The 25,935-nt window shown below is 67.2% G+C and carries 21 protein-coding genes; 14 read left to right on the top strand and 7 right to left on the bottom strand.

Features of this window, described 5'->3' with window-relative positions; translation table 11 throughout:
• Positions 1 to 175 precede the first annotated feature (175 nt).
• Positions 176 to 5,932, bottom strand: coding sequence for an MG2 domain-containing protein (locus tag BXU08_RS12995; protein WP_077510443.1), 5,757 nt, complete (start codon positions 5,930 to 5,932; stop codon positions 176 to 178).
• Between the two features lie 187 nt (positions 5,933 to 6,119).
• On the opposite strand from BXU08_RS12995, the gene BXU08_RS12990 reads away from it, so the two are divergent.
• The 5 genes from BXU08_RS12990 to BXU08_RS12970 all read left to right on the top strand — a co-directional run bounded on the left by BXU08_RS12990 (position 6,120) and on the right by BXU08_RS12970 (position 12,014).
• Positions 6,120 to 7,511 carry a glycosyl transferase family protein gene (locus tag BXU08_RS12990; RefSeq protein ID WP_253190371.1) on the top strand — a complete coding sequence of 464 codons (1,392 nt, stop codon included), beginning with the start codon at positions 6,120 to 6,122 and terminating at the stop codon, positions 7,509 to 7,511.
• Positions 7,508 to 8,518 carry a hypothetical protein gene (locus tag BXU08_RS20365; RefSeq protein WP_253190370.1) on the top strand — a complete coding sequence of 337 codons (1,011 nt, stop codon included), beginning with the start codon at positions 7,508 to 7,510 and terminating at the stop codon, positions 8,516 to 8,518. The genes BXU08_RS12990 and BXU08_RS20365 overlap by 4 nt, the downstream gene beginning before the upstream one ends.
• Positions 8,519 to 8,566: 48 nt before the next feature.
• Positions 8,567 to 9,481, top strand: coding sequence for a sulfite exporter TauE/SafE family protein (locus BXU08_RS12980; protein WP_077510442.1), 915 nt, complete (start codon positions 8,567 to 8,569; stop codon positions 9,479 to 9,481).
• A gap of 44 nt (positions 9,482 to 9,525) precedes the next feature.
• Positions 9,526 to 10,248: a TIGR02186 family protein gene (locus BXU08_RS12975; protein ID WP_077512374.1), complete on the top strand. Its 723-nt coding sequence runs from the start codon at positions 9,526 to 9,528 to the stop codon at positions 10,246 to 10,248.
• Between the two features lie 92 nt (positions 10,249 to 10,340).
• On the top strand, positions 10,341 to 12,014 hold the full coding sequence (locus BXU08_RS12970; protein WP_077510441.1) for an ATP-binding protein: 1,674 nt from the start codon (positions 10,341 to 10,343) through the stop codon (positions 12,012 to 12,014).
• 27 nt (positions 12,015 to 12,041) lie between these two features.
• Here the strand turns inward: BXU08_RS12970 and BXU08_RS12965 are convergent, their stop codons facing one another.
• On the bottom strand, positions 12,042 to 12,476 hold the full coding sequence (locus BXU08_RS12965) for a hypothetical protein (RefSeq protein ID WP_077510440.1): 435 nt from the start codon (positions 12,474 to 12,476) through the stop codon (positions 12,042 to 12,044).
• Positions 12,477 to 12,516: 40 nt separating this feature from the next.
• A complete protein-coding gene (locus BXU08_RS12960) occupies positions 12,517 to 14,004 on the bottom strand; it encodes a M23 family metallopeptidase (protein ID WP_077510439.1) in 1,488 nt (495 codons plus the stop codon).
• Positions 14,005 to 14,256: 252 nt separating this feature from the next.
• Here BXU08_RS12960 and BXU08_RS12955 point away from each other — a divergent pair, with 252 nt between their 5' ends.
• From BXU08_RS12955 to BXU08_RS12930, 6 genes are all read left to right on the top strand, one after another.
• Positions 14,257 to 16,806 (top strand): helicase-related protein, encoded by a 2,550-nt coding sequence (locus tag BXU08_RS12955; RefSeq protein ID WP_077510438.1) that lies wholly within the window; start codon positions 14,257 to 14,259, stop codon positions 16,804 to 16,806.
• Positions 16,799 to 17,107: a S4 domain-containing protein gene (locus tag BXU08_RS12950; RefSeq protein ID WP_077510437.1), complete on the top strand. Its 309-nt coding sequence runs from the start codon at positions 16,799 to 16,801 to the stop codon at positions 17,105 to 17,107. Before BXU08_RS12955 ends, BXU08_RS12950 begins: the two co-directional genes overlap by 8 nt.
• A gap of 47 nt (positions 17,108 to 17,154) precedes the next feature.
• Positions 17,155 to 17,493, top strand: coding sequence for a ferredoxin FdxA (gene fdxA / locus BXU08_RS12945; protein WP_077510436.1), 339 nt, complete (start codon positions 17,155 to 17,157; stop codon positions 17,491 to 17,493).
• A 237-nt stretch (positions 17,494 to 17,730) separates the two neighbouring features.
• Positions 17,731 to 18,264, top strand: a complete 534-nt coding sequence (locus tag BXU08_RS12940; RefSeq protein WP_077510435.1) for a CarD family transcriptional regulator — start codon at positions 17,731 to 17,733, stop codon at positions 18,262 to 18,264.
• Between the two features lie 115 nt (positions 18,265 to 18,379).
• A complete protein-coding gene (locus tag BXU08_RS12935; RefSeq protein ID WP_077510434.1) occupies positions 18,380 to 19,117 on the top strand; it encodes a head GIN domain-containing protein in 738 nt (245 codons plus the stop codon).
• 38 nt (positions 19,118 to 19,155) lie between these two features.
• Positions 19,156 to 19,848, top strand: coding sequence for a GIN domain-containing protein (locus tag BXU08_RS12930; protein ID WP_077510433.1), 693 nt, complete (start codon positions 19,156 to 19,158; stop codon positions 19,846 to 19,848).
• Here BXU08_RS12930 and pdeM read toward each other — a convergent pair.
• Positions 19,845 to 20,507, bottom strand: a complete 663-nt coding sequence (pdeM, locus tag BXU08_RS12925) for a ligase-associated DNA damage response endonuclease PdeM (RefSeq protein WP_077510432.1) — start codon at positions 20,505 to 20,507, stop codon at positions 19,845 to 19,847. The genes BXU08_RS12930 and pdeM overlap by 4 nt on opposite strands.
• 49 nt (positions 20,508 to 20,556) lie before the next feature.
• Positions 20,557 to 21,969 (bottom strand): M20/M25/M40 family metallo-hydrolase, encoded by a 1,413-nt coding sequence (locus BXU08_RS12920; protein ID WP_077510431.1) that lies wholly within the window; start codon positions 21,967 to 21,969, stop codon positions 20,557 to 20,559.
• 389 nt (positions 21,970 to 22,358) lie between these two features.
• Between BXU08_RS12920 and BXU08_RS12915 the strand changes: the two genes are divergently transcribed.
• Positions 22,359 to 22,961: a helix-turn-helix domain-containing protein gene (locus BXU08_RS12915; protein WP_077510430.1), complete on the top strand. Its 603-nt coding sequence runs from the start codon at positions 22,359 to 22,361 to the stop codon at positions 22,959 to 22,961.
• Between the two features lie 17 nt (positions 22,962 to 22,978).
• Here the strand turns inward: BXU08_RS12915 and BXU08_RS12910 are convergent, their stop codons facing one another.
• Both BXU08_RS12910 and BXU08_RS12905 read right to left on the bottom strand, forming a co-directional pair.
• Positions 22,979 to 23,284, bottom strand: a complete 306-nt coding sequence (locus BXU08_RS12910; protein WP_077510429.1) for a hypothetical protein — start codon at positions 23,282 to 23,284, stop codon at positions 22,979 to 22,981.
• Positions 23,285 to 23,397: 113 nt separating this feature from the next.
• The gene (locus BXU08_RS12905; RefSeq protein WP_253190369.1) at positions 23,398 to 23,718 is read right to left on the bottom strand and encodes a hypothetical protein; all 321 of its coding nucleotides are present in this window, start codon (positions 23,716 to 23,718) and stop codon (positions 23,398 to 23,400) included.
• A gap of 680 nt (positions 23,719 to 24,398) precedes the next feature.
• On the opposite strand from BXU08_RS12905, the gene BXU08_RS12900 reads away from it, so the two are divergent.
• Together BXU08_RS12900 and BXU08_RS12895 are read left to right on the top strand one after the other, a co-directional pair.
• Positions 24,399 to 24,905 carry a hypothetical protein gene (locus BXU08_RS12900; RefSeq protein WP_253190368.1) on the top strand — a complete coding sequence of 169 codons (507 nt, stop codon included), beginning with the start codon at positions 24,399 to 24,401 and terminating at the stop codon, positions 24,903 to 24,905.
• Between the two features lie 226 nt (positions 24,906 to 25,131).
• Positions 25,132 to 25,869, top strand: a complete 738-nt coding sequence (locus BXU08_RS12895; RefSeq protein WP_077510427.1) for a hypothetical protein — start codon at positions 25,132 to 25,134, stop codon at positions 25,867 to 25,869.
• Positions 25,870 to 25,935 lie beyond the last annotated feature (66 nt).

Raw genomic sequence — 25,935 nt, 5'->3', positions numbered from 1 at the left:
GCGCTTCGGGAAAGTCGTCAATGCGTCGTAGAAGGTGCGAAATCGAACGCGGGAGCATGGGTGCGACCTGCCCTCACCCTTCCGGCGCTGCGCGCCTCCCTCCCTCTCCCAATGGGAGAGGGAAGGGGCCCGCCGCCGGGGGCGGTGGGAAGGGTGAAGGCAGGCGCATCACGACCTAGCGCTCCGCCACTTCCATCACTGCATTGGGCAACTGCGCGCGGATTTCGGGCGAGTACATCGCCTCTACCCGCGTCGCCGGCAGGCTGAACTTGCCCGCCGCGTTCAGTCGCATGACGTAGGAGATGGTGAAGCTGCCGCGCGGCACCCAGCCATAATAAGCGCGCCACGAGCCCTGGCCGCGCTCGATCCAATTGGGCGAGACGCCTTCCGCGGTGCCGGCCTGCGCGTTGAGCATTTCGGACTGGCCGCCGAGGCTGCCGATCACCGTCGCGCCGGTCGGCACCGGATCATTGATCACCACCCAGTTGCGCTCGGCCGAAGCCTCGACGCTGATCGTCACCTTGATCACGTCGCCGCGGGTGTAGCGCCCGGGCACCAGCCCCTGCACCACGCTGACTTGCCGCGTCATCTTGTACCCGGCCATCAGCGGTTGGGTGAGCGGCACTGCTGCCTTGACCCGGACGAACGCCCAGGGCCCGGCGCCACCGGCCTGGCGCAGCACCAAAGGCGTGGTCGCCGCCGGCAGCGGCAGGCTGAAACTGCGCTGGGGTTCGAGCAGCGGCCAGGGCCGGCTGATGCTGGCGGTGCCGAGGCTGGCGGTGGTCACGCCGGCAATCGCCTCGGCGGGATAGGCCGCCATGAACTTGCGCGCGGCGATCGTGCCCCAGGCATTGCCGGTGGTGGTGCCCCAATGGCCGCGCTGCTGGCGCATCGCCACGCCGACCATCATCTTGGCGCTATCGTCCTGCCAGCCGGGGCGGCCGAGCGTGACCATCACTGCCTTGATCGCGGCCTCGTCGTCCGACGACATCAGCCACCACGGCATATTACCCTTGTCGCTCAAGTCGATCCGCGTGCCTTCATAGACCAGCCGCTTGCGCAGTTCCTTCTCGCCATCGACGCGCAGCTGCGTGCCGTTGGCGAGGCCGGGGACCTTGGCCAGCGCGGCGAGATAGTCGGTGAGCGACGAGGTGGGCATTTCGGCGGGCGTGATGCCGAGCTGGCCGAGCATCGCACTGGTCGCCGCACCCTGCCGCGCGAGCGCCGAGAAGGCGGCGATGCGCTGGAGGCGGACATCGCCATAATCCTCGCGGCGCAGGCGCCCGTCGAGCACGGCCTTCATCGCGTCGATCATCTTGGCGCGCGGCGCTTCCGGCAGCGGCAGGCCTGCCTCGCCGGTGATCGACAGCATGTACGCAGTCAGCGCTTCCGAACCCGGCCATTCGCCGGGGAAGTAGCGCAGCAGGCCGTCGCCGTCCTGATAGGCGGGCAGCTCGCCAGCAATGGAGTTCCACATGCCGGTGTCGCCAAGCGCGATCGCACGTGAGGTGCGCTGCTCGAGGCAGCCATAGGGATAGGCCGCCATGTAATCGCGCACGCCCTGCAGCGGCGGGGCAAGCGTGTCGGCCAGCGTGATATCGACCATCCCGAAGCCGGGCAGCGCGCCGGCGGGTGGCGCGATCGAGAAGCTGGTGCCTTCGCCGACGCGGGCGAGGCTTGCCGCCCACACTTCGACCGGCACTGCCGGGATCACGTCCTGCGCCACCGTGACGCGATCGACTGCCTTGCCGTCGGCCGACTTGGCCGAGACGGTCCAGCTCAGCTTGCCGGCCTGGGGCGGTGCAGTGAGGTTCCAGGTGACGGGCGCGGCGCCGCCCGCCGGGATCTCGACGGTAAGCGGCTTGCCCTGGGCGACCGCGGGAGTAAGCGCGACTTGCGCGGTCACCCGCATCGGTTTGTCCGATCCGTTGCGCAGCGTGAACATCGCGCCATAGGTGTCACCGGTGCGGACCACCTGCGGAACGCCGGGGTAGATGCTGAGATCCTGCTGGGTGCGGACGCTCGCTTCGCCCGTGCCGAACAGGTTCGCGCCGTTGGTGGCGATCGCGACCAGCTTGAACGACGTCAATGCGTCCGACAGCGGCACCTGCACCTTGGCGCGTCCATTGCGGTCGAGCGGGACCTTGCCCTTCCACAGCAGCACAGGCTGGAAATTCTCGCGGTTGAGCCCGGAGAGATCGCCGCCGCCGCCGCCACCGGCTTCGACTGCCTTCTTGCCGTAATGGCGCTTGCCGACGACCTGCGTTTGCGCAGTCGAAGTGAGCACCGAGATCGGGCGGTCGCCCATCATCGCGGTAAGCACGTCCCAGCTTTCATTGGGGGCGAGCTGGAGCAGCGCTTCGTCGACTGCGGCGAACGCGACATCGGCTTCGCGCGCCGGCGAGCCGTCCGGGTTCTTGACCTGGACTTCGACGCTGGCGGTGTCGCGCGCCGCATAGGTGGCCTTCTCGGCTTTGACTGCGACGCCGAGGCGATGGCCTTCCCAGCCGACCTTCACCTTGGCGATGCCCATGCGATAGGCGGGCTTGGCAAGGTCGACCGTTGCAGTCGGCTTGCCGCCGTCCTGCGAGAAGGGAAGACCCCAATCGCGCGCGAGGCTCGATCCCCAATTTGCCATGCCGGATACGCGGCCGCGGACGGCCATCACGGAGACATAGACGTCGGGCGCATAGGCCGAGGGCATCGGCACCTCGATCACCGGATCCTTGCCCGACAGCCCGACGACGAAGCTGGAGAGCACGCCTTCGCGCTCGACGGTGACCAAAGCCGTCGCATCGCGGAACGGCATGCGGACCTGGAACTTGGCGGTCTCGCCGGCCTTGTATTCGAGCTGTTCGGGGATGACGTCCATGCGGTCGCCATTGTCGCCGCCGAACCACCAGTCATCATCGCCGACCAGCCAGGTCGAGCGCGTCGCGCGGGCGACATTGCCGTTGGCGTCCTTGGTGGTCGCGACGGCATGGACTTCGCCCGAGACGCCCGGATCGAGCTGGCACGTCGCCAGCCCCTGCGCGTCGGTGGTCGCCGAGCAGGTGGCGCCCAGCTTGGTCGTCTTCATCTGGTTGTCATAGGCGTAGAAGCCGCCGATCAGCCGGCGCCGCGCCGTGAGGATCTCGCGGCTATAGAGCTCGACCGAGATCGCCTGGTTGGCGAGCGGCTTGCCCGAAGTGTCGAGCGCGACGAATCGCAGGCGCAGATCGTCCTGCTTCATCAGCCAGCCGTCGGTCTTGATGCCCAATTGGACTGCGCTGGTGTAGATCGGGATGCGGCGCGAGGCAGTCAGGATCTCGCCATTGGCGTCCTGATAATCCATCTCGATCTGCATGTTGGTCGCCTGATCGAGGCTCTGGGGTACTTCGATCGACGTGCGTGCGGTGCCGTCGCCGCCGAGCGTTACCGGCAAGGTCTGGGTCGGCGGGAGCGGCGTCGATTCCTCGTCGGTCTCGCTGTCGCCGTTGAGGGGTTTTACCCCTTCGGTCAGCGCGCGGCCGCCAAAGCTGTAGCTGTCATAGCCGCTGGGCGACGTGACGCCTTCAAACCAGCCGACGCGCAGCTCGACCGGGAGGTTGCCGGCGCCGCCGCCCGAGAGATAGCCGACGAACAGGTCGAGCGGCAGCGTGCTCGGGCGCACCGCGGCTTCCTTGGGCCCGGCGACCGACGCCTTCATCGTCGGCAGCTTGAACTCGTCGATCTTGAACGATTGGCTGGTGTAGACGGTCTTCTCTTCCTCGTCCTCGATCCGCACGACCTGGACGTCGTAATCGCCCATCTTGGCGCCCTGCGGCGCGGTCCATTCGGTCTCGCCGATGCCGTTGGCGTCGATCGTCAGCGGCAAGTCGTACTTGGTGTCGGAGCCGCGGTGCGACAGGCGCAGCGTGCCGGTGAAGGCAGGCGAAGTGCCGAAGCCGCTGGCGATCGGCTGACGGACGATGTGCTTCATGTGGATCGTCTCGCCCTGACGGACGAGCGCGCGATCGAACACGGTGTGGAAAATCTGCTCCTGCTTCTGCCAGCCATAGGGCAAGTCGAAGTCATAGGGGCGGATGCCCTCGCCCCATTGCGTGAGCGTGAAGCTGAAGTCATCGGCCTTGCGCGCCGAGATCATCAACGGCGAGTCATTGCCGTTTTCGCAGCTCGAATAGGTTTCCGGCTCGGGGAGCCCGGCGGGGACGCCGAGCCGGCCCGAGACATCGGTGGTGCCCTTCGCCAGCAATTGCCCCGTGCAGCTGTCGGTGATGCGCACCTCGGCGCTGCCGACGCCTTTGCCGCTGTCGAGCGCGGTGACCCAGACCAGCGAGCTGTCACGTCCCCATTTGAAGTGGACGCTCATATTGGTGACGAGCGCGCCGGCGGCGACATAGCGTGGTGAGTTGCGGCCGAGCAGCGCATTGCCGAGCCGCGGGCTGGCGAGCTCGACGACATAGAATCCGGGCTTGGTCAGCGGGATGCCGACGACTTCGAAGTCCTTGCCCTTGCCGGGGAGCGAGACCGAGAAGGGCTTGCCGGTGGCGGGGGTGAGCAGCGGCGTTGCGCCGGTCTGATTGATCCGAACGGTCTCTTCGCCGCGCTTGATCTCGTCGCTCTTGGTCTCGGCGGCATCGTCGATCGCGCGCAGCCATTTGGCGACTTCGCCGTCGCTGCCCTCGACCTTGAGGCTCTGGCCGCCGACCGCCATCTGCTTGCCGGCGAGCTGGCCTTCGACATTGCGGACGGTGACGGGGAGGACGCCGCCCTCGGCGGCTTCGAGGATGCCGAAATCGGCGGCGAACTTCACCAGCGGCGGCGCTTCGTCGAAGCGGACGTCGAGTGGGAATCGTTCGCCGTTGGAGAGTTTCCGCCCGCTTTCGTCGGTGACGTTGGCGGGGAGCGTCAGCTTGGCGGTGACGGCGGCAGGCAGCGGCGCCTTGAACTTGACGTCGGCGATGACGGCCTTGCGCTTCTCCTCGTCGGAGAAGATCGGAGTCAGTGCCTTGCCGTCGGGCAGGGTGATGCGGATCGCCTCGGCCTGCGCGCGCGGGATCGGGGCGGAGAAGCGAACCCAGGCGTCCTGCACCGGACTGCAGCCGGCTTGCGCATTGACTCGCGAGCATTCGAAGCGCGCGGCGAAGGGCTTGCGCACGGTGAAGTCGAAACGCTGGTCGGTGCCCGCGACGCGGCCGCCGCTGGCGATGTCCTTGCCCCAGACGAGCGAGACGTCGCGGCCGGGCGGCAGGGGCCGGCGGCATTTGAGCGCGACGACGCTGGCGGTCGCCTTGGCGCGATCGGCCTCGGCGGCGGGAAGCGCCTTGGGCAGGCCGGCCTCCTCGAGGAAGCTCTGCACCGACCATTGATCGGTCCCGAGCCCGGCGAGCAGCTTGCCCGGCACATCGGCGGGGAGGACGTCGACCGGGATTTTCTCGCCGATCCCGTCGACCGCGCAATAGGCGTTGGCGCCGACCGAGGCGCGATCGGGGGCGAGATTGGCGGCGACGAGGAAGGTCTGGTCCTCCTCGATCTCGCCGCCGTAGCGGCTGGGCAGCACCGCGCGGGCGATCGGCCCGCCGCTGTCGACGGTGAACTTGGTCTGGCCGGTGAGGGCGTAGCCGGCGAGACTCTTGAGCTTGTCCTTCAGGGTGAAGGTGCAGGTGACGCCGCCGGGAAGCGCGCTGGCGAATTCGTGGACAAAAGTCTGCTGATCGACCCAGCGGCCCTCGCCGACGACGGGGCATTCGACGGTGAAGGGGCCGGCTGCGCGGGGGTCGCCCAGGGGGACCATCGGCTGGTTGAAGCGCGCGGTGAAGCGCTCGATCGCGCCGCCGCCGACGCCCGGCGTGGCCATCTCGACCTGCGGGCTGTTGTCGCCCATCGCGAGCGTGGCGCCGAGCGGTGCGGCGACCAACGCCAGGATACCGAGCCGGGCAGCGAGCTTCATGGTGCCGAAATCCCCCAAAAACGTGCGCGCACCCTAGCCGGGGCGGCGAGTCAGGCCAACGGGGAATTGAGTGACTCCGAAATGGACGAGAGTGGCAAGCACGGCCGCCAAGTCAACTTGATCATTTAATAAACAAGTCGGAAGATGACTGCATCCGAATCGGAGTTTTCGCGGTGCAGGGACGGTCGTGCTGATCACTGCGATAGACATGATTGCGCGGGAAACGACGCTGTTCGCCGCGATCTGGTTTCTCGTCGGCGGAATCGACGACTTGCTGGTCGACCTGATCTATGGCGTGCGACGCATTCGATTGCGGCTGGTCGGACGCGAGGCGTGGCCTCACCCTGCATCGGTGGCGCTGGACCCGGTGCCGCCGGGCCGGATCGCCGTGTTCGTGGCGGCGTGGGACGAATCGCAGGTGATCGGCAGGATGCTGCGCGCCGCGCTGCACCGCTTCGATCACGCCGAGTATGCGATCTATGTCGGCACCTATCCCAATGACCCCGCGACGATCGCTGCCGTCGCCGAAGTTGCGCAAACGGACCCGCGGGTGCGGCTGGTGATCGGCGGCAAGGCCGGGCCGACCACCAAGGCCGATTGCCTCAACACGCTGTGGCGGGCGCTGCTGCGCGACGAGACGGCGGAGGGCTTCGCGGCACTCGGCGTCGTGCTCCACGACGCCGAGGACATCGTCCATCCGCTCGAGCTCAAGGTCTTCGCGCACTGGCTGCCGCATTGCGCGACGGTGCAGCTGCCGGTGATGCCCTTGCCGCATCCGCGCTCGCGCTTCGTCGCCGGCCATTATTGCGACGAGTTCGCCGAGGCGCATGCAAAGACGCTCGTCGTCCGCCAGGCACTGGGTGCCGGACTGCCGCTAGCCGGAGTCGGCTGCGCGATCCGGCGCGACATGCTCGGCACGATTGCCGACGCGCGCGGCGGATCGCCGTTCGATGCGACCAGCCTCACGGAGGATTATGAGCTGGGCCTGACGATCCATGCGATGGGCGGCAAGGCAATGCTCGCCCGCGTGCCCGAGAGCCCGGGGGGCCGGCCGGTCGCCGTCCGCGCCTATTTTCCCGACACGCTCAAGGCATCGACTCGGCAAAAGGCGCGCTGGCTGACCGGAATCGCACTGGCGGGCTGGGACCGGACCGGCTGGCACGCGCGCGCACATCTGGGCGATCACTGGATGCGGATGCGCGATCGGCGCGCGACGCTGGCACTGCCGGTGCTCGCCATCGCCTATTGCACGCTGCTGCTGTGGAGCGTGTCGCTGAGCGTCCACGGGCTTGTCGGATCGCCGCCGCCCGCGCTCGACCCGCTGGTGCACGCCCTGCTCTGGGCCAATTTCGCGCTGCTCCTGTGGCGGCTGGCGGTGCGCGCGGCGTTCGTCCACCGCGCCTATGGCTGGCGCGAGGCGTGCTGGTCGGCACCGCGCGTGCTGGTCGGCAACTATATCGCGCTGTTCGCCGCGCGCCGCGCGATCGGGCTTTACACGCGGATGCTGTTCGGCGCCGCGCCGCGCTGGGACAAGACCGCGCACCAATTCCCCGATTTGCCGGAGCAGGTTGCCGGATGACGGGGCAGGGCCGGCCGATCCGATTCCTCGCGTTCATTGCCGTCGGCTGGATCGGCGTTCGCGTCGCGCTGCTCTGGTCGCAGACCGGTTCGCTGCCCGAGGCGCTTCGGCAAATCGTGCCGCGGGCACCACAAATCCTTCCCGCGGCAGTTGCGGCGCCGGCGCAGATCCGGCCGGTCCTCGCGCTTCGGACGATCCGGGTCGCGGCGATCCTGCCGGTGCGCCGTACGGTCCATGCCGTATCCGATCCTGCCTTCGACTCCGAGCGCGTCCAGATGGCGCTGCTGGGACTCGTCCAATACGGCATTCCCGCCACTGTCGGCACTGCGGCGATCGCGGCGCTGCCCGCGGCGGCGCAGCCCGATCGGCTGGCGGGCCTGCCGTCGCGCTGGTCGGCGAGTGCGTGGCTGGTGGCGCGCGCGGGCACCGGGCTCGGCGCGGCACCCGGGGCGAGCCAGCTCGGTGGCGGACAGGCGGGGCTGCGCGTCGCCTATATGCTGGTGCCGTCGCAGCGGCTCGCCGTGGTCGGGCGCGTGGTGGCGCCGCTCCGGGGAAGGGGTGCCGAGGCGTCGCTGGGCGTGGAATGGCAACCGACGCGCGCGCCGGTACGGCTCGTTGCCGAGCAGCGTTTCGGGTTGGACGGGATCAAGGGTGGCCCGGGGGTCGGCCTGCTCGCCGGGTTCGACGGTCCGGTCGCACCCGGCTTCACGCTCGAATCCTATGGCCAGGCGGGCGCGATCCGGCGGGACCGTACCCAGCCCTATGCCGATGGCGCGATCCGCGTCACCCGCGGCGTGCGGGCCGGCAGCGTGCGGGTCGCGCTCGGCGCGGGCGCATGGGGCGCGGCGCAACGCGATGCCGCGCGGCTCGACATCGGCCCGTCGGCGACGATGGCGCTGCCGATCGGCGGGCAGAATGTCCGCCTCGCGCTCGACTGGCGGCAGCGCGTCGCGGGCGAGGCGCGTCCCGGATCGGGGCTGGCGCTCACGCTGGGGAGCGATTTCTAGCCGTCGGGCTTTTGCACTGCGGCACAAACGCGGTATCGCGTCCTCCCAATGGATCTCTACCTCCCCATCGCCAACCTTTCGGTCAACGCGCTGGTGATCGTGGCGCTGGGGCTCGGCGTTGGGCTGCTTTCCGGCATGTTCGGCGTGGGCGGCGGTTTCCTGACCACCCCGCTGCTGATCTTCTACGGCATCCCGCCCACCGTCGCCGCCGCTTCGGCCGCGAGCCAGGTCACCGGCGCCAGTGTCTCGGGCGTGTTCGCACATTTCCGCCGCGGCGGCGTGGACGTGCATATGGGGCTGGTGCTCGTCGCCGGCGGCGTGGTGGGCAGCATCGTCGGCGCCGGGCTGTTCCGATTGCTCCAGGCCAGCGGCGTGATCGATACGGTGATCGCAATCCTCTATGTGCTGATGCTGGGATCGATCGGCGGGCTGATGCTCCACGAATCGATCACTGCCGTGCGAGTCGAGCGCGGCGCCCGCCCGCCGCGACCCCGCAAGCGGCGCCACCATCCGCTGGTCGCGATGCTGCCACTGCGATCGCGCTTCTATCGTTCGGGCCTGTACATCTCGCCGCTCGCGCCGCTGCTGCTCGGCTTCTTCACCGGCATCCTCACCGTACTGCTCGGCGTGGGCGGCGGGTTCATCCTGGTGCCCGCGATGCTCTATCTGCTCGGCATGGGGACGCAGGTCGTGGTCGGCACCTCGCTGTTCCAGATCCTGTTCGTCACCGCGGCGGCGACGATGGTGCATGCCACGACGACCAAGGCAGTCGATATCGTCCTCGCGGTGCTGCTGCTGATCGGGTCGGTGGCAGGGGCGCAGCTCGGCGCGCGGCTCGCGCTGAAGGCCAAGCCCGAATATCTCCGCCTGGCACTCGCGCTGATCGTGCTCGGCGTAGCGCTGCGCATGCTGCTCGGGCTCGCCTGGCGCCCCGACGAAATCTATTCGGTCGAATTGCTGTGAGGGGAGCGGCCGCCGCCTTGCTACTGCTCGCCACGCCGCTGCTGATGGGCCAGGCCAAGCCGGTGCTCGTGCCGGACGTCTCGCAGCGCGACATCGAGATCGCCTATTCGTTCACCGGCGCCGAGCTGCTGCTGTTCGGCGCGATCCTCTATCCCCGCGGCCGCGCGCCGGACCCCGAGGACGGCCCGGTCGACATCGTCGTGGTGGTCAAGGGACCCACCCAGGCCGTGCTGGCCCGCGAGAAGGAGAAGTTGGCGGGCATCTGGGTGAATGCCGAATCGATGCGCTATCGCTCGGCGCCGAGCTTCTATGCGATCGCGTCGTCGCGGCCGATCCGCCGCATCGTCGACGAGCGCACCCGGGCGATCTTCGAACTGGGAGTCGACAGCCTCCAGCTCTCTCCGGCATCGGGCGCGGTGCCCGAAGTGCAGGACCGGTTCGACCACGGGCTTGTCGATCTGCGCACCCGCAGCGGCCTGTATTATGAAGCGCCCGGCGCAGTGGAGATCACCGGGGGTGTGCTGTACCGCGCCCGGCTCAATATCCCGGCGCGCGTGCCGGTGGGCCGCTTCACTGCCGAGACCTTCCTGATCCAGAACGGCCGGGTGCTCGCCGCCGCGGTGCGGCCGATCGACATCCGCAAATCGGGGTTCGAGCGGTTCGTGGCGAGCAGCGCCCAGGACTACGCGATTCCCTATGGGCTGGTCGCGGTGGCGCTGTCGGTGCTGTTCGGCTGGGGCGCGGGCGCGCTCTGGCGGCGTTTCTAGGGTTCCTCCCTAGGGAGTGCTACGGCGGCGGGACACACGCAATCTTTACCGTCTGAATGCATGATGCTCGACGTAACCCCGGGGAGCATCGGATGGAAGGTCAGTTCGGCGCGCGTGGATTCGACAACGCAGCGCCCATTTCATCGGCGGAACCGGCCGCGCCGCGCCACCAGCCCCGCGCCATCGGCGCGGTGCTCGAGATCGCAGGCTCGTCGAGCCAGGTGATGTTCGATTCGGCCGAGATCGAGGCGCTGGGCAACAGCAGCGACGTTGCGATCGCCAATGCCGGGCAAGTCGGCAGCCAGGTCAAGATGCGCGTCGGCAGCACCTGGCTGCTCGCCAATATCCGCTCGCTTCGCCTCGATGCCAGTGGCGATCGTATCGCCGCGCAAGTCGATTTCCTGGGCGAAGGCGATGAGGAAAAGCTGACCGGCAAGCTCTACAAGTTCCGCCGCGGCGTCACCCGCTATCCGACGCCGGGCTGCGCGGTGTTTCCGGTCTCGACAGCGGATCTCAAGCAGATCTACGCCGCAGACGACCGCGCGCATATCGAGATCGGCAATGTCTATCCGACCAAGGACATCCGTGCCGCGCTGTATATCGATGCGATGCTCGGCAAGCATTTCGCGCTGCTCGGCTCGACCGGCACCGGCAAGTCGACCGCCGCGGCGCTGATCCTCCACCGGATCTGCGAGCTCGCGCCCCAGGGCCATATCGTGATGATCGATCCGCACGGCGAATATGCCAGTGCGTTCAAGACCACCGGCGCGCTCTACGACGTATCGAACCTGCAGATGCCGTATTGGCTGATGAACTTCGAGGAGCATTGCGAGGTGCTGCTCACCACGCAGGGCTCGGACCGCCAGGTCGATGCCGACATCCTCGCCAAATGCCTGTTGCTCGCCAAGAGCAAGAACCGGATCTCGCAGGAAATCGGCAAGATCACGGTCGATGCGCCGGTGCCCTATCTGCTTTCGGACCTCACTCAGATCCTCCAGCTCGAAATGGGCAAGATGGACAAGGCGACCGACACGGCGCCCTATCTGCGGCTGCGCAGCAAGATCGACGAGATCAAGGGCGATCCGCGCTATACGTTCATGTTCTCAGGCATGCTCGTCGCCGATACGATGGCGAACTTCCTGGCGCGCGTCTTCCGCCTTCCCGGAGACGGCAAGCCGATCTCGATCGTCGACGTCTCGGGCGTGCCGAGCGAGATCACGTCGGTGGTCGTCGCCGTCCTGTCGCGCATGGTGTTCGATTTCGCGATCTGGTCGCGCGGCGAGGCCAAGCGCCCGGTGCTGCTGGTCTGCGAGGAAGCGCATCGCTACGTGCCCAACGAACGCAATGCTGATGGCTCGTCGGTCGGCCGGATCCTCAGCCGGATCGCCAAGGAAGGCCGTAAGTACGGCGTGTCGCTGGGGCTGATCACGCAGCGCCCGTCGGACCTGGCCGAAGGCGTGCTCTCGCAATGCGGCACGATCCTGTCGATGCGGCTCAACAACGAGCGCGACCAGGCCTTCGTCAAGGCGGCGATGCCCGAAGGCGCGCGCGGCTTCCTCGATTCGATCCCGGCTCTCCGAAATCGGGAATGCATCGCAGTCGGCGAAGGCGTTGCGACGCCGGTGCGGCTGCTGTTCGACAGCCTGGAGGACGGCAAGCGTCCGGCGTCGGACGATCCACTCTTCTCCGAGCTGTGGCGCGAGACCGGCGGCGAGGAGCAGATGCTGGAGCGCACGATCAAGCGGTGGCGCTCGCAGGGGCGGTAGGCGCGCGGGGTTAGCGGGCTTGCGCTTTTAGTCGCGGGGTTCGGCGAAATCCGGGAAGAGCGCTTCGATTGCGCCTTGCAGGTCGTCGGTGCCGGGCAGCAGGCCGTAATGGTCGAGCAAGCGCTTCACCAGCGCCGCCTTGTGCGGGCCGATCCCCGGCATGGCTTGCAGGCCGGGAAGGTCGGGGTCGGACAGCCGGTCCGCCAGATCCCCGAGTGTCTTATAACCTGACGATGTCAGCTGGCGGCGCAGCCCCGAGGGCAATACAGACCGGCTGACCGGCAGATCGCGATCGGTGGCGTTCGGGGTGGTGCGCAGCAACCGCGTGCCGCCGGCCTTTTCGCGCGAGAGCGTCCGGCGCACATGGCCGAGCTGGCCGGTGGTCAGCCCGAGCTGGCGGCGGATCTGCCGATAGGTGCAGCCCGACGCACGCAGCGCGCGCGCTTCCTCCACGTTCAGCATGGCTTGCTGCGATGGAGTCAGCATGGCCGCGGACCCGACGTCAGTCCTCGTCCTTCTCCGCGCCGCGGCCGACGGGAACCGACAGCAGCTGGCTGAGCTTCGAGCGGAACGCGCCGAGGTCGCCGCCGGTGAGCTGGCGCAGCGAGCTGAACGCCACCGAGCGCGGGTTCACTGCGACGCCGTTCTTGTAGAGCTCGTAATGGAGATGCGGGCCGGTCGACATACCGGTATTGCCGACCGCGCCGATCACCTGGCCCTTGCGCACGGTCTGGCCATTCCGCACGACGATGCGGCTGAGATGGCCATAGCCGGTGCCGAACGCGCCGCCATGGCTGAGCTTGATGAGATTGCCATAGCCCGAGCTGCGCCCGGCGAACTGGACGACGCCGTCGGTGGCGGCATAGACCGGCGTGCCCCACGGCGCGGCGATGTCGATGCCCTTGTGCATGCGGGTATAGCCGAGGATCGGATGGCGGCGCATGCCGAAGCTCGACGAGAAGCGGCCATTGGTCGGCATCGCCATCATGCCGGTCTTGTTGCCCTTGCCGCCGCCGTCGAACCATTCGGTCTTGCCGTCGGATTCCCACGGCATCAGCTGGACCTTGTTCTCACAGCCGCTGACGCCGGCATAGAGGAGATTGCCGAGCTGGACTTCGCCGGTGGCGGCGCGCGCCTGCTTGACGATGATGTCGAACTTGCAGCCCGAGCCGAGCCGCGAGACGGGCACGCGGGTGGCCAGCGTGCGGATATAGGATTCGACGGCCTTGGCCGGCGCCCCGGCGGCGCGGGCCGAGCGGTAGAGGCTCGATCCGATCGCGCCCTGGACGCGCAGCGGCGTATGGTCGATCGCGATCGGGATCTGCTTGAGCGAGAGCTGATTGCCGGTGCGCGCGACTTCGAGCTTGAGGTCGAAGCGGGCGCGGAAGGCCATGTTCTGCAGCGGGCGCGGCTGCGCCTTGTCGGTGCGGCGACCGAGCGTGATGTCGAGCATCGTGCCGGGCTGGATATCGTCGAACGCCACTGCCTTGGTGACCAGCGCGCCGACCTGTTCGGCATCGGCGGCGCCGACGCCCGAGCGGCGCAGCGAGCTGAGCAGCGCATCGCCCGAGGCGAGCTTGAAATCGAGGCTGATGACCGGACGCTCGGGCGTGTCGGTCAGCGGCGCGACCAGCCGGGTCGCGGCGACGCGGTAGCCGGTGGTGCCGCCCTTGGAGAGCGGGGCGATCGCCTGGGCATGCGCGGCATCCCATTCGACGCCGGTAAGCGCGGGCGCGACAGTGCCGTAGATCGGGGTTTCGAGGCCCGGCGCCATCAGCCACGTCAGTGCACACAGGCCGACGCAGGTGGCGACACCGCGATACCAGGTGAGCGAGCCGATACGCGCGCCGAGATCGGGCGCCAGATCGAGATCGGCGAAGACGCGGCGCTTGAGCCGGATGCTGAGCGCCGTGCCGGGCGCAGCCGCGAGCGCGGGCGACACGCCGGCGCCGCCTCCGAACTCCAGGCCATGATCGTTACGCAGGAACAAGGCGCGATGCCCCCCGAAAACCTCGTCGTCGAATGTGCCGAAACCCCCGGCCAGACCCGAATCACTGTGGAAGAGCGCAGTTAAAGTCAAATTAAGCAGCCCCGTCCGTTCCCTTCCCTGCGGCGACCTGTGCCGGCGCTGAGATAAAGGGAGTCCATGGTCAAAATCGCTTATAATCCAACATGGTTAAGCAAGTTCTGCAATCAGGGGGTGTTGCTTAAGGGCTGACTCGGAACGATGTTGGCGGGTGACATGAGCCAGTTCGCGCGTTCGCCGATCACTGCGGTGCTCGGCCCCACCAACACCGGAAAGACCCACCTCGCGGTCGAGCGGATGTGCGGCCATGCCAGCGGCATGATCGGCTTCCCGCTGCGGTTGCTGGCGCGCGAAGTCTATGACCGCGTTGTCCGGATGAAGGGTGTGGAATCGGTCGGGCTGATCACCGGCGAAGAGAAGATCCTGCCGCCCAAGGCCAAATGGCTGCTGTGCACGGCGGAGAGCATGCCGCTGGAGCGCGAAGTGGCGTTCGTCGGGCTCGACGAGGCGCAGCTCGGCGCCGATCCCGAGCGCGGGCATGTCTTCACCGATCGGCTGTTGCGCGCGCGCGGCTTTGCCGAGACGATGATCCTGGGATCGGATTCGCTCAAGCCGATGCTCAAGGCGCTGGTCCCAGACGCCGAGGTCATCGGCCGGCCGCGCTTCTCGACGCTCAGCTATGCCGGCGCCAAGAAGCTGTCGCGGCTGCCGCGGCGCTCGGCGATCGTCGCCTTCTCGGCCGAGGAAGTCTATGCCGTGGCCGAGGCGCTGCGGCGATTGCGCGGCGGCGCCGCGGTGGTGATGGGGGCGCTGTCTCCGCGGACCCGCAATGCCCAGGTGGCGATGTTCCAGGCCGGCGAAGTCGATTATCTGGTCGCCACCGATGCGATCGGCATGGGGCTCAACATGGACGTCCACCATGTCGCCTTCGCGTCGCTTTCCAAGTTCGACGGCCACCGCCAGCGCCGGCTGACCATCGCCGAGATGGCGCAGATCGCCGGGCGCGCAGGGCGCCACCAGAAGGACGGCACGTTCGGCGCATTGCACGAAGAAGGGCCAAGCGCCTTCACGCCCGAGGAAGTGCTGGCGATCGAGGCGCATCAGGTGCCGCGGCTCGAACGGCTCTACTGGCGCGAGGGCGAGCCCGATTTCGCCAGCATCGACGCATTGGTCGCCAGCCTGGAGACCAAGCCGCACGCAGAAGTATTGCGTGCGGCGCCGCAAGCCACCGACCTCGCCGTGCTGAAGCGGCTCGCCGAGGAGGATTGGGTTCGTGCGCGCGTACGTTCGCCGCGGATGGTGGCGCGGCTCTGGGCGGCGTGCGGGTTGCCCGATTTCCGCAAGCTCGGCGTCGATCCGCATGCGCGCTTCGTCGGGCGGCTGTTCGGGCATCTCTCCGAAGCCAATGGCCATGTCCCGCACCAATGGTTCGCCGACGAGATCGCGCGGCTCGACAATATGGACGGCGATGTCGAGACGCTGGCCGGTCGGATCGCCGCGGCGCGCAGCTGGGCCTATATCGCGCATCGTGCCGACTGGCTGCAGGACCCGGTCCACTGGGCCGAACGCACCCGGGCGATCGAGGAGAAGCTCTCGGACGCGTTGCACGCCAGCCTGACCCAGCGCTTCGTCGACAAGCGGACGACGGTGCTGCTGCGGCAAATCGGCGCGGATGTTTCGAACCTGCCGGTGACGATCGGGCCCGAGGGCGAGGTCAGCGTCGAGGAGCATCCGCTGGGCCGGCTCGAAGGGTTTCGGTTCACGGTCCAGCCCGATGCGCGGGCGGGGGACAAGAGGATGTTGCTGGCGGCCGCCGAGAAGCGGCTGGTGGGAGAATTCCGCAAGCGCGGCGAGGCGCTGATCGCGGCGGCGGATGAAGCACTTTCCCTCTCCACCGTTCGTCCTGAGCCTGTCGAAGGGCAGCCCTCGGCTCTTCCGGAGCAGAAGAGCGGTGCTTCGACAAGCTCAGCACGAACGGTGTTGTGGGGGGCAGTTGCGGTCGCCACCCTCAAGCCCGGCGCCAATCTGGTGCGCCCGCAGATCGTGCTCGATCGCTCGCTCGACGTGCTCGACCCGCAGGTGCGTGGCGCAGTGAAGGCGCGGCTGGAGGCGTGGTTCGCGGGACAAGTCGCGCGGCATCTGCCGGTGCTGGCGAAGCTCGACACGGCGAGCCGCGATCCGGCGGCCGGCGGGCAATTGCGCGCGCTGGCCAATGCGCTGCTCGACGGCGGCGGGCTGCTGCCGCGCCGCGCTGCCGGCGCGCTGGTCGAGGGGCTGGATGGCGATGCACGCAAGCGGCTGCGCGCGATCGGCATCACCATCGGCACACTCGACCTGTTCGCCCCCGGCCTGCTCAAGGCTGCGCCTGCGCGCTGGCGGCGCGAGCTGATGGGGCTAGCCGATGCCCCGCCCGAGGGTTCGACGGTGCTGGCGCGCACCGCGGCGGGCGCGGAGCTGATCCACGGCTTTCGTCCGCTGGGCGCGCAGGCAGTGCGTGTCGACCTGGTCGAGCGGATTGCGCGCGCGGCGCATGATGCGCGGCAGGGGCGCAAGCCGTTCGCGCCCGATCCGGCGCTGGCGACGTCGATCGGCCTGACGCCCGAGACGCTGGCGCGGCTGATGGCGCAACTCGGGTTCAAGACCGCCAAGGCGCAGCAAGGCGAATTGCCGCGCTGGATCTGGCAGGGGCTCACCCCCGTCGCCAAGCCCAAGGCGGCGCCGGCCGACAATGTCTTCGCGGCGCTTGCGGGATTGCGCGGTGGCTGACGCGGCGAGCATCCGGCTCGACCGCTTCTTGTGGTTCGCCCGGCTGGCCAAGTCGCGCAGCGCCGCGCAGGCGATCGCCGAAAAGGGCACGCTCCGGCTCGACGGGCGGCGGATCGAGCGTTCGGCAGCCCCGGTGAGGGTCGGATCGATCCTCGTCTTCCCGCTGTTCGGCAAGGTATTGGCGCTGCGCGTGGAGGCGTTGCCGAAGCGGCGGGGACCACCGGCCGAGGCAGCGCAGCTTTACACGCGCTTAGAAACCCAAGCGCCCAGAAACGTTGACGGCGCAGAACCGCAGGCATAGCAGGGGCCCAAGTTCAGACCTTTGCCGCTCGAGGGAGCCGATCTGCCATGACCTATGTCGTCACCGACGCCTGCATCCGGTGCAAGTACATGGACTGTGTCGAGGTGTGCCCGGTCGACTGTTTCTACGAGGGCGAGAACATGCTGGTGATCAATCCCAGCGAGTGCATCGATTGCGGCGTCTGCGAGCCGGAATGCCCCGCCGAGGCGATCCTGCCCGATACCGAGAACGGCCTCGAAAAATGGCTCGAGCTCAACAAGACCTATTCGGAGGAATGGCCCAACATCACCCAGAAGGGCGATGTTCCCGCCGATGCCGACGCGATGAAGAGCGAAGAAGGCAAGTTCGAGAAATACTTCTCGGCGGAGCCCGGCACCGGGAACTGACCGGCGCGCGTTACGCAGCGAATCTTCGCCGCAGTGCACATAAATGCGCAGCGGCGATGACGGGCGGCTGGTAATTTTATTGCAAGCGTGTTAAACAGGCTGCGACGAAGGCGATAAAACGCCCTTCGCGCGGAGAAGCATACGTTGTTGTCCCGAACCGCCTGCCCGACGCCTAGCGCGTCAGGGCCGACGCCGCAATCGTTCGGGACCTGTTATTCACGGAAAGGTCTCTAGCACATGGCTGCCAAGGCGCTGTCCTTCGATGTCGGCGATTATGTCGTTTACCCCAAGCACGGCGTGGGCCGTGTGATCGAGCTGCAAAAACAGGAAATTGCGGGCATGCAGCTCGAGCTCTACGTGCTGCGCTTCGAAAAAGAGAAGATGACGCTGCGCGTTCCCACCAACAAGGCCGAGAGCGTCGGCATGCGCAAGCTTTCCAGCGACAAGACGCTCAAGGAAGCGCTCGAGACGCTCAAGGGCAAGCCCAAGGTCAAGCGGACCATGTGGTCGCGCCGTGCGCAGGAATATGAAGCCAAGATCAATTCGGGCGACCTCGTGTCGATCGCCGAAGTGGTCCGCGACCTGTTCCGTGCCGACGACCAGCCCGAGCAGAGCTATTCGGAGCGCCAGATCTTCGAAGCCGCTGCATCGCGCCTCGCGCGCGAGCTCGCGGCGATGGAAGAGGTCGACGAGCCGACTGCGCTCGAGAAGATCCTCGACATCCTGCGCAAGGCCGCAGCGGTGTGGAACAAGGACAAGGTTCCGGCCTGACGCATCGCGTCACGGTTGGGATCCTAGCAAGGGGCGAGCCGGGCAACGGCCGCCCCTTTTCCTTGATCCGCTCTTGGTGTATTGCGATGCCAATACACAGGTTCGGGAGAAGAGAATGCGTATGTTGCTGATCGTCGCGTTGCTGCCGTTGGCGGCGTGCCAGTCCAATGCGGAAAAGCAGGGCCAGGCGGCGCAGGCGAGCGGCACCGGCGCGACGCGCAGCTTTGCCGCGACGGGCTTCACCGGCGTGGCGCTGCAGAGCTCGGACGATATCGACGTCAAGACCGGCCAGGCCTTCTCGGTGACTGCCGAGGGCGATTCCAGGGTGCTCGACCTGCTCGACATCAGCGTCGTCGACGGCACGCTGCGGGTCGCGCGCAAGGAAAGCGTCGCGGGCAAGGATAGCAGGGACGGCTGGTTCGGCGACGATCACGGCGCGCGCATCCATGTCGTGATGCCCAGGCTGACGGCCGCGGCGGTGGGCGGATCGGGCGACCTCACCGTCGATCGCGGTGAAGGCGATTTCACCGCCGGGGTCTCGGGATCGGGCAACCTCCTCATCGCCGATCTGCGCGCCAATGCCACGAACTTGTCGGTCGCGGGCTCGGGCAATCTCAAGGTGGCGGGCAGCGCGGCCAAGCTCTCGGTGGCGGTCGCCGGATCGGGCGACATCGATGCCAGGAAGCTGACGGCGACCAGCGCGGACATCTCGATCACCGGATCGGGCGACGTGCTCGGCACCGTGAAGGGGCCGGCATCGGTCTCGATCGTCGGTTCGGGAGATGCCGAGCTTGGCGGCGGCGCCAAATGCTCGGTCAACGCCGTCGGTTCGGGTGAGGCGCGCTGCAGCTAAAGCTTGCCTGCGCAGGCGCGACGGGCGAGGGTCGCGCCATGCGCTCGCTGCTTCTCGCTCCGCTGCTGTTGCTCACTGCCGCCGCTCCGGCGCAGGAGCGCCGCTTCATGGTCAGCGATTTCGATAGGCTGCGCGTCGACGGGCCGTTCGAAGTCGAGCTGGTCACCGGGGTTCCGGTGGCCATCGCTTCGGGCAGCCGGCTGTCGCTCGATCAGGTCACGGTGCGCGTCAACGGCGATACGCTGGTGGTGAGCAGCGGGCCGCTGTCCTCGGTCGCGCGCGGCGGCGACGCGACAGCGCTTCCAACGTTGCGCATCGCGGCGCGATCGCTGCGCGGCGTCGTGCTCAATGGCGGCGCCAGGGTGCGCGTGGCGGAGATGCGCGGCGCTCGCGTCGATGTGATCCAGACAGGCGCGGGGACGCTCGATATCGCGTCGCTGCGGGCCGACGACCTGACTGCGACGCTCACCGGCACCGGCGCGATGACGCTGGCAGGCACCGCGGCGCGGGCGCGGGTGCGCAATCATGGCGCGGGCTCGATCGACGCGGGCCGGCTGACTGCGGGCGACGCGACGGTGAGTTCGGACAGCAGCGGCGATATCGTGCTCAACGTCCGCTACACGGCGCGGGCGACGGCACTCGGCAGCGGCGGGATCAGCATCACCGGCAAGCCTGAATGCATCCTGCGCGGCTCCGGGCCGACGACATGCACGGGGACGATCCGGCGCTAGGCGGCGACCGGGAAGCGCAGCAGGCGGTCTTCGAGGGCGACCAGCGCCTCGGCGCCGCGGCCGACGGCGCGGACGATCTCGGGATGGTGCGCGTCGAGCCCGCCGGTCAGTGCGCCGAATGCCGGCAGGATCAGCTTGGTCGCGGTGGCGACGAAGCAGCGCCGCGCGACATGCCGGCCGCGCACGTTGATCCGCAGCTTGGGATGGAAATGGCCCGATAGTTCGGGGCGGCGCTCTCCGGGCTCGGCTTCGTGGCGAAGGATGAGCCCGTCGACCTCGGCTTCCTCGACGATCGTGCCGCCGCAATGATCGACCAGCATCGAATCGTGATTGCCGGTGATCCAGCGCCAGTCGAGCCGGGCGGTGAGTCTGGTGAGCAGCGCGCGGGCGTCGGCGGGAAGCCGCTCGCAGCCCGCCGAATCGTGGAAGCTGTCGCCCAGGCACCATAGCTCCGCGGCCTGCGTCCGGTCGACCAGCGCCGACAACGCAGTGAGCGTCGCCAGCGAATCATAGGGCGGCAGCATCTGGCCCTTGCTGGCGAACCAGCTGCCCTTTTCGAAATGCAGGTCGGCGACCAGCAGGGCGCGGCGCGCAGGCCAGTAGAGCGCGCCGTCGGCGAGCGCCTGGAAGTCGTGACCGCCGAACGAAAGGGGAACCATGCCCTGCCTATCCGGCCTTGGGCCGGGCGCTGTCAACTCCGAAGACGGCTCAGGCGGCGGCGGGTTCGGTCGCTTTCGCCGGCACCATTTCGCCCAGCTTGCCGAGGATGCGCACCCAGGAACGGATGCCCTTGTGGAAGCTGTTGAGGTCGTATTTCTCGTTGGGCGAATGGATGTTGTCGTCGTTGAGCGCGAAGCCGACCATCACGCTGTCCATGCCCAGGATCGAGCGGATCGAATTGACCACCGGGATCGATCCGCCGCTGGCGAGCAGCGCCGACTTGCCCCATTCGGCGTCGAGCGCGGCGCGGGTGGCGGCAAGCGGCGGGCTGTCGCTTGCCAGGCTGATCGCGCGCGATCCCCCGCGGACATTGAACGCGGCGGTGCAATCGGCGGGCAGATGCGCGCGGACATGGTCCTCGAACGCCGCCCAGACCTGGTCGGGATCCTGGTCGCCGACGAGGCGGAAGCTGATCTTGGCATGCGCTTCGGCGGGGATCACCGTCTTGAAGCCCTCGCCGGTATAGCCGCCCCAGATGCCGTTGATCTCGGCAGTCGGCCGCGCCCAGCTCTGTTCGAGCACGCCGACGCCCTTTTCGCCGGCGGGCACGCTGAGGCCGATATCGCCGAGAAAGCCCTTGGCGTCGAAGCCGAGCGCGTCCCAGCTCTGCTGGACCTCGGGGCTCAGCGGATGCACGCCGTCATAGAAGCCGGGAAGCGTGACATGGCCGTCGGCGTCCTTGAGGTCGGCGAGGATATTGGTCAGCACCTGGATCGGGTTGCGCGCAGGGCCGCCATACAGCCCCGAATGGAGATCGCGCGAAGGGCCGCGTACGGTCACCTGGCCGCCGGCCATGCCGCGCAGGCCGATGGTGAGGCCGGGGGTGGCGGTATCCCACATCGACGTGTCGCAGATCAGCGCGAAATCGGCCCTGAGCTCGTCGGCATTGGCATGGAGGAACGGCTCGAGGCTCTCCGAGCCCGATTCCTCTTCGCCTTCGAACAGGATGGTGACGCGGACGGGCAGGCGGCCCTGCGTCTCCTTCCACGCGCGGCATGCCTCGATAAAGGTGCGTAGCTGGCCCTTGTCGTCCGATGCCCCGCGGCCGACGATCGCCTTGCTGCCGTCGGCGCGCGTCTCGAGCACCGGATCGAACGGATCGCGCTTCCACAAATCCAGCGGATCGACCGGCTGGACGTCGTAATGGCCATAGAACAGCACGTGCGGGCCGTCGCCGTCATGATGCGCGACTACCATCGGATGCCCGGGCGTCGGCGCGACGCGGGCGGCGAAGCCGAGCCCGGCCAGTTCGTCGGCGAGCTGCTGCGCCGCGGTCCGGCAATGCTCGGCATAAGCCGGGTCGGTGGAGATGGAAGGCACGCGCATCAGCGCGAACAGGCGGTCGAGGCTGTCGTCGAGATGGGCCTCGACATAGTCGAGCGGGGTTGCGGAGTCGGTCATGGGGGCGGGCTACGCCCGGACAGCCGATGGGGCAAGGGCATGCGTGCGGCGGCTGCCACAGCCTATTCATGCGACATCTGCACGATTAGTGGGGCGCTATAACAATCAATAAAAGCTAACAACTGTTAACCAATTGTTAAACAATTAACTATACATATGTCGTATAGGGTAATTGTTTCAGCACTTGCTTCCGCTAAAGGAATGGCGGAATGTGTATCCCAAGAAATCGATGCTTTCCCGAGCGTTGTTATCTTTAGACGGGTAGTGGCTTACAGTGACTCAAGTTTTATCAGTTTCGCCCGATACGCTGCGTATCAACTTCGATAGGCCCCATATCGCGGCCGAAGCCCCGGCGACTGAGCAGCATCGCATCTTCAGGAACGCTCTTCGTGCCGGCCGGTAGCGACTCGCTCGCCCGTCTGCTGCGCGATTGCGAGGCGCGCCTTATCGAAAGCCGCCGCTCGGTCGACGATGCACTGGATCTCGTCCGGCGTGCCGGGGAGCTGGCCCAGGAAGCGTCCGGCCCCGATGCCGCGCCCGGGATTGAGGCGATGCTCGACTCGCACCGCGAAGAGCTGGTCGGAATGGTGCTGTCCGCGCTCGAGAGTGGGACCAAGACGCGCGATACACGCGCCGAATATTTCAATTCGCTGGTCTATCGCGAAGACGAGAACCAGTATCGCGTCGGCCGGCGCCAGGTCGGGCTGACCGAGTCGGAAAAACATGTCCTCGACTTGCTGTGGCAGGCGATGCCGCAGCCGGTGTCGCGCCGGAACATCCACCAGGCGCTCTATGCCGGCAGCGAGCAGGCGACCATCGGGACGATCGACGTGTTCGTGTCCAATCTGCGCCAGAAGCTCAAGCTGGCCAGCGGCGGCCGCGATTTCATCCAGTCGGTGCGGGGCCAGGGCTGGGCGCTCAAGCCCGAATATTGCCGCAACCGGCCCGCGCAGGGCGATTCGGCCGTGGAGGCCGGGCGCCAGCGCGCCTGAGTCTCGCGACTCCAGTCTCAGGCTTTTCCGCCGTTGACGATGCGAAGCCGGGCCCTGGGCCGGGCGCGGTCGGGACCGGCGCGCTCGAAACCCTCGGCATAACTGCGGATTCGATTGCCCAGCGCGGCGGCGACTTCGGGATGGCGCTGCAGGGGGCTGGCGGCGATATCGCCCAGCGCGTGCAGCCGCCGGCCGGCGGCATCGGCGTCGATCAGCCCGAGATTGACCAGGTCGACATAGATCGACGAGGCAAGCATTGCCTGCGCCTCGATCAGCGTGTCGACGATCTCGGCGAAATCCTTGGGCTCGACGGGCGTTTCCATCCGTCCAACTAAGAACCGTTCCGGAATCCGCGCAAACGGTTTCCGGAAGCCGGCAGGTTCAATCCGGGACAGTCGGGCCCGCCACTCTGCCGGCGCGGGCCCGACCCGGCCCTTCAGGACGCTTCGATGTTGAACTCGAGGCGGTCGGTGTCGAACCCGGCGGCGCCCGGTTCGGCAAAGACTTCGCGGTCGCGGATGCGCGGACCCGGCGTCTGGCTGATCACCGCGCGGCCCGAACCGTCGAGAACGACGCGCTCTTCACCGACGGCGACGACTGCGCCCTTCATCGAACCCGGCGCATAGTTGACGACGAGCGCATAGCCGCTGGGGGCATTGCAGAACTCGCGCAGCGCGCCGAGGCGATAGCCGGTGCCCGCGGCGCTGATCGCGCTCTGGTGGCTCACCGTGCAGACGAGCGGAACGGTCAACCGCACCGAAAACGTGCCTGTCGAAAGCGATTCCGCGCTTGCAGCGGTCCCGCACATCAGCAGGAGCACCGCAGAGAACTTGGGTAGAGATCTGATCGGCATCGTAACACCTTTGCTGATGGATCAGGCCTGATCTCACTTCCCGTTGAAAATATGATTGATACGCAAGGTTAATGATCTAAGGATGTATCAACGCCGGGCGAAAAGAGGCCGTTCCAAAATGGTCCGCCGCCTGCGGTGAAGCGTTAATGCGGCTCGACGGGTTGCCGAGTCGCGCACAGGGGAATTGGGCCGCGACGGTCTATTCCGCCTGCTATCGGTCGTACTTTAAGAAAAAATTTACGCCGCAACCGTTTGAATACGCTCCGTAAAATCCCGGATGTGCGCTTCCGGGACGGCTTAACCACTTAATTCCATCGACTCGTCGCAGATTAAGTCCTTATTAAAGGCTTAATCGGTGAGGGGAGTTGAGGGTTATGTGCTCCGGGGGGAGCCGCCCGCGCCGTCCGCACAATGATCGTCTTCGTGCCTCTGGCGCGTCGGCGATTCGTGTTGTGGACGCAGCGGCGGACTATATAGCGGGGAAGGCGCCTGAGGGCGCGTATCGCCAGACATCGCTGGTTGGATTTGCGGCTCGGGCCCTTGGCCCGGCGCGTCTTCGCCTGTCCGGTGTGGCGAGTGCTGCCGTGCTGCTGGCTTGCGCCCTTGCGACGCCTGCCGCGGCGCAGGAAATCTCCAATGCGAAATCCGTCGACATCTCGGTGCAGGGCAGCATTGCCCAGCGCTGCCAGATGGGCGCGATCCCGACGGCGGACTTCGGCGACCTGACGCGTCCGGGCAAGGTTGCCGCGGCCAAGGTCGCGCTCGACTGCAACGTGCCCTTCACGATGCTGATCAAGGCGCAGAACGGCGCGCTCGTCCATTCCGACATGCCGCACGGCCAGGGCCCCTATGCGGGTACGGTACCGTACAGCCTCGACATCGAGCTGCCGGTGCGCCGCCCGGCCACCGAGATGATCTCCAAGGTGTTCGAGGGGCGTGCGCTGCTCGGCGGCCAGGCGATTTCGAGCGCGGGCGGCATTGCGATGGACGGGCTTCTGTTGAAGCTAAGTCTTGGCAGTGTTTCCAGCGAGGCTGGCCTGTTGGCCGGTCAGTATGGGGAAGTGATCGAGATCACGATCGCGCCCAACTGAAGACCAGTATTTAACCATCCAGAGTAGTGGGTAGAAATTCGGACGTACTGAGACTGTACAGTATTGTCCAAACGGCATCACCATTGTTTCAGAACTGAAATTATGGTGGTTAACGCAAACTAAATAATTGTTGAATGTTTGCGGATACTTGTTAAACGTCAATTGTCGGTGAACGACTCGGCAATGATGCCGGGGGGCGCCGAGACCAGAAGTGGGGATTTGCAAAATGAAGAAGCTTCTTTCGGCAGCCGCTGTTGTGCTGCTTTCGACCGCCGGCGTTGCGCAGGCTGACGACATCGCGTTCTCGGGCCAGACCCCGGGCGTCTTCGGTGGCACGTCGAGCCACTCGTCGGTCCTCGGCTACGGCATCGGCCTCGTCCTCAGCGGCAACGTTGGCTACAACCAGTTCGGCCTGAACTCGGGCAACACGCAGACCGCGTCGCCGACCGTCACCAACACCTGGCTGATCAAGGGCACCGTGACCAAGGATTGCTCCTACTATGGCGGCAGCAGCACGGCGCACACGCTCGACTTCGGCACGATCGGCGTCAACACCAACTCGAACACCAACGTGAACAACGCGTTCGACATGGTCTCGCCGGCAACCGCAGTCGTCAACTCGACGACCGCTGGCTGCAACTTCAACAACACCGTGACCCTGTCGAAGGCGAACGGCGCGCAGGGCCTGCTCAACAGCGCAGCCGGCGGCTATGACTCGAACGAGTTCCAGGCGAACATCCCGTACCAGGTTGCGGCGACGTTCCAGGGCACGACCAACACCTCGGCCGGCGCAGTCGGCAGCACCCAGACCGTGACCGCCGCCACCGGCGACGCGTCGAAGGTCTGGACCGGCGGTGCATGGCGTTCGGACATGTCGCTCGCGATCCTCGCGCCGACCCCGGGCAAGGCGCTGGTCGCCGGCAACTACCAGGACACGCTGACCGTTGAGCTCAAGGCTCTCTGATCCAGCCGTCCCAGCAGTAATGCTGACTTAAGAGAGGGGGGGGGGAGACTTCCCTCCCCCTTTCGA

Source organism: Sphingomonas sp. LM7 (assembly GCF_002002925.1).
Lineage (GTDB): Bacteria > Pseudomonadota > Alphaproteobacteria > Sphingomonadales > Sphingomonadaceae > Sphingomonas.
The sequence above is the reverse complement of the archived record's forward strand: the minus strand, read 5'-3'. Positions and strand labels throughout refer to the sequence as shown.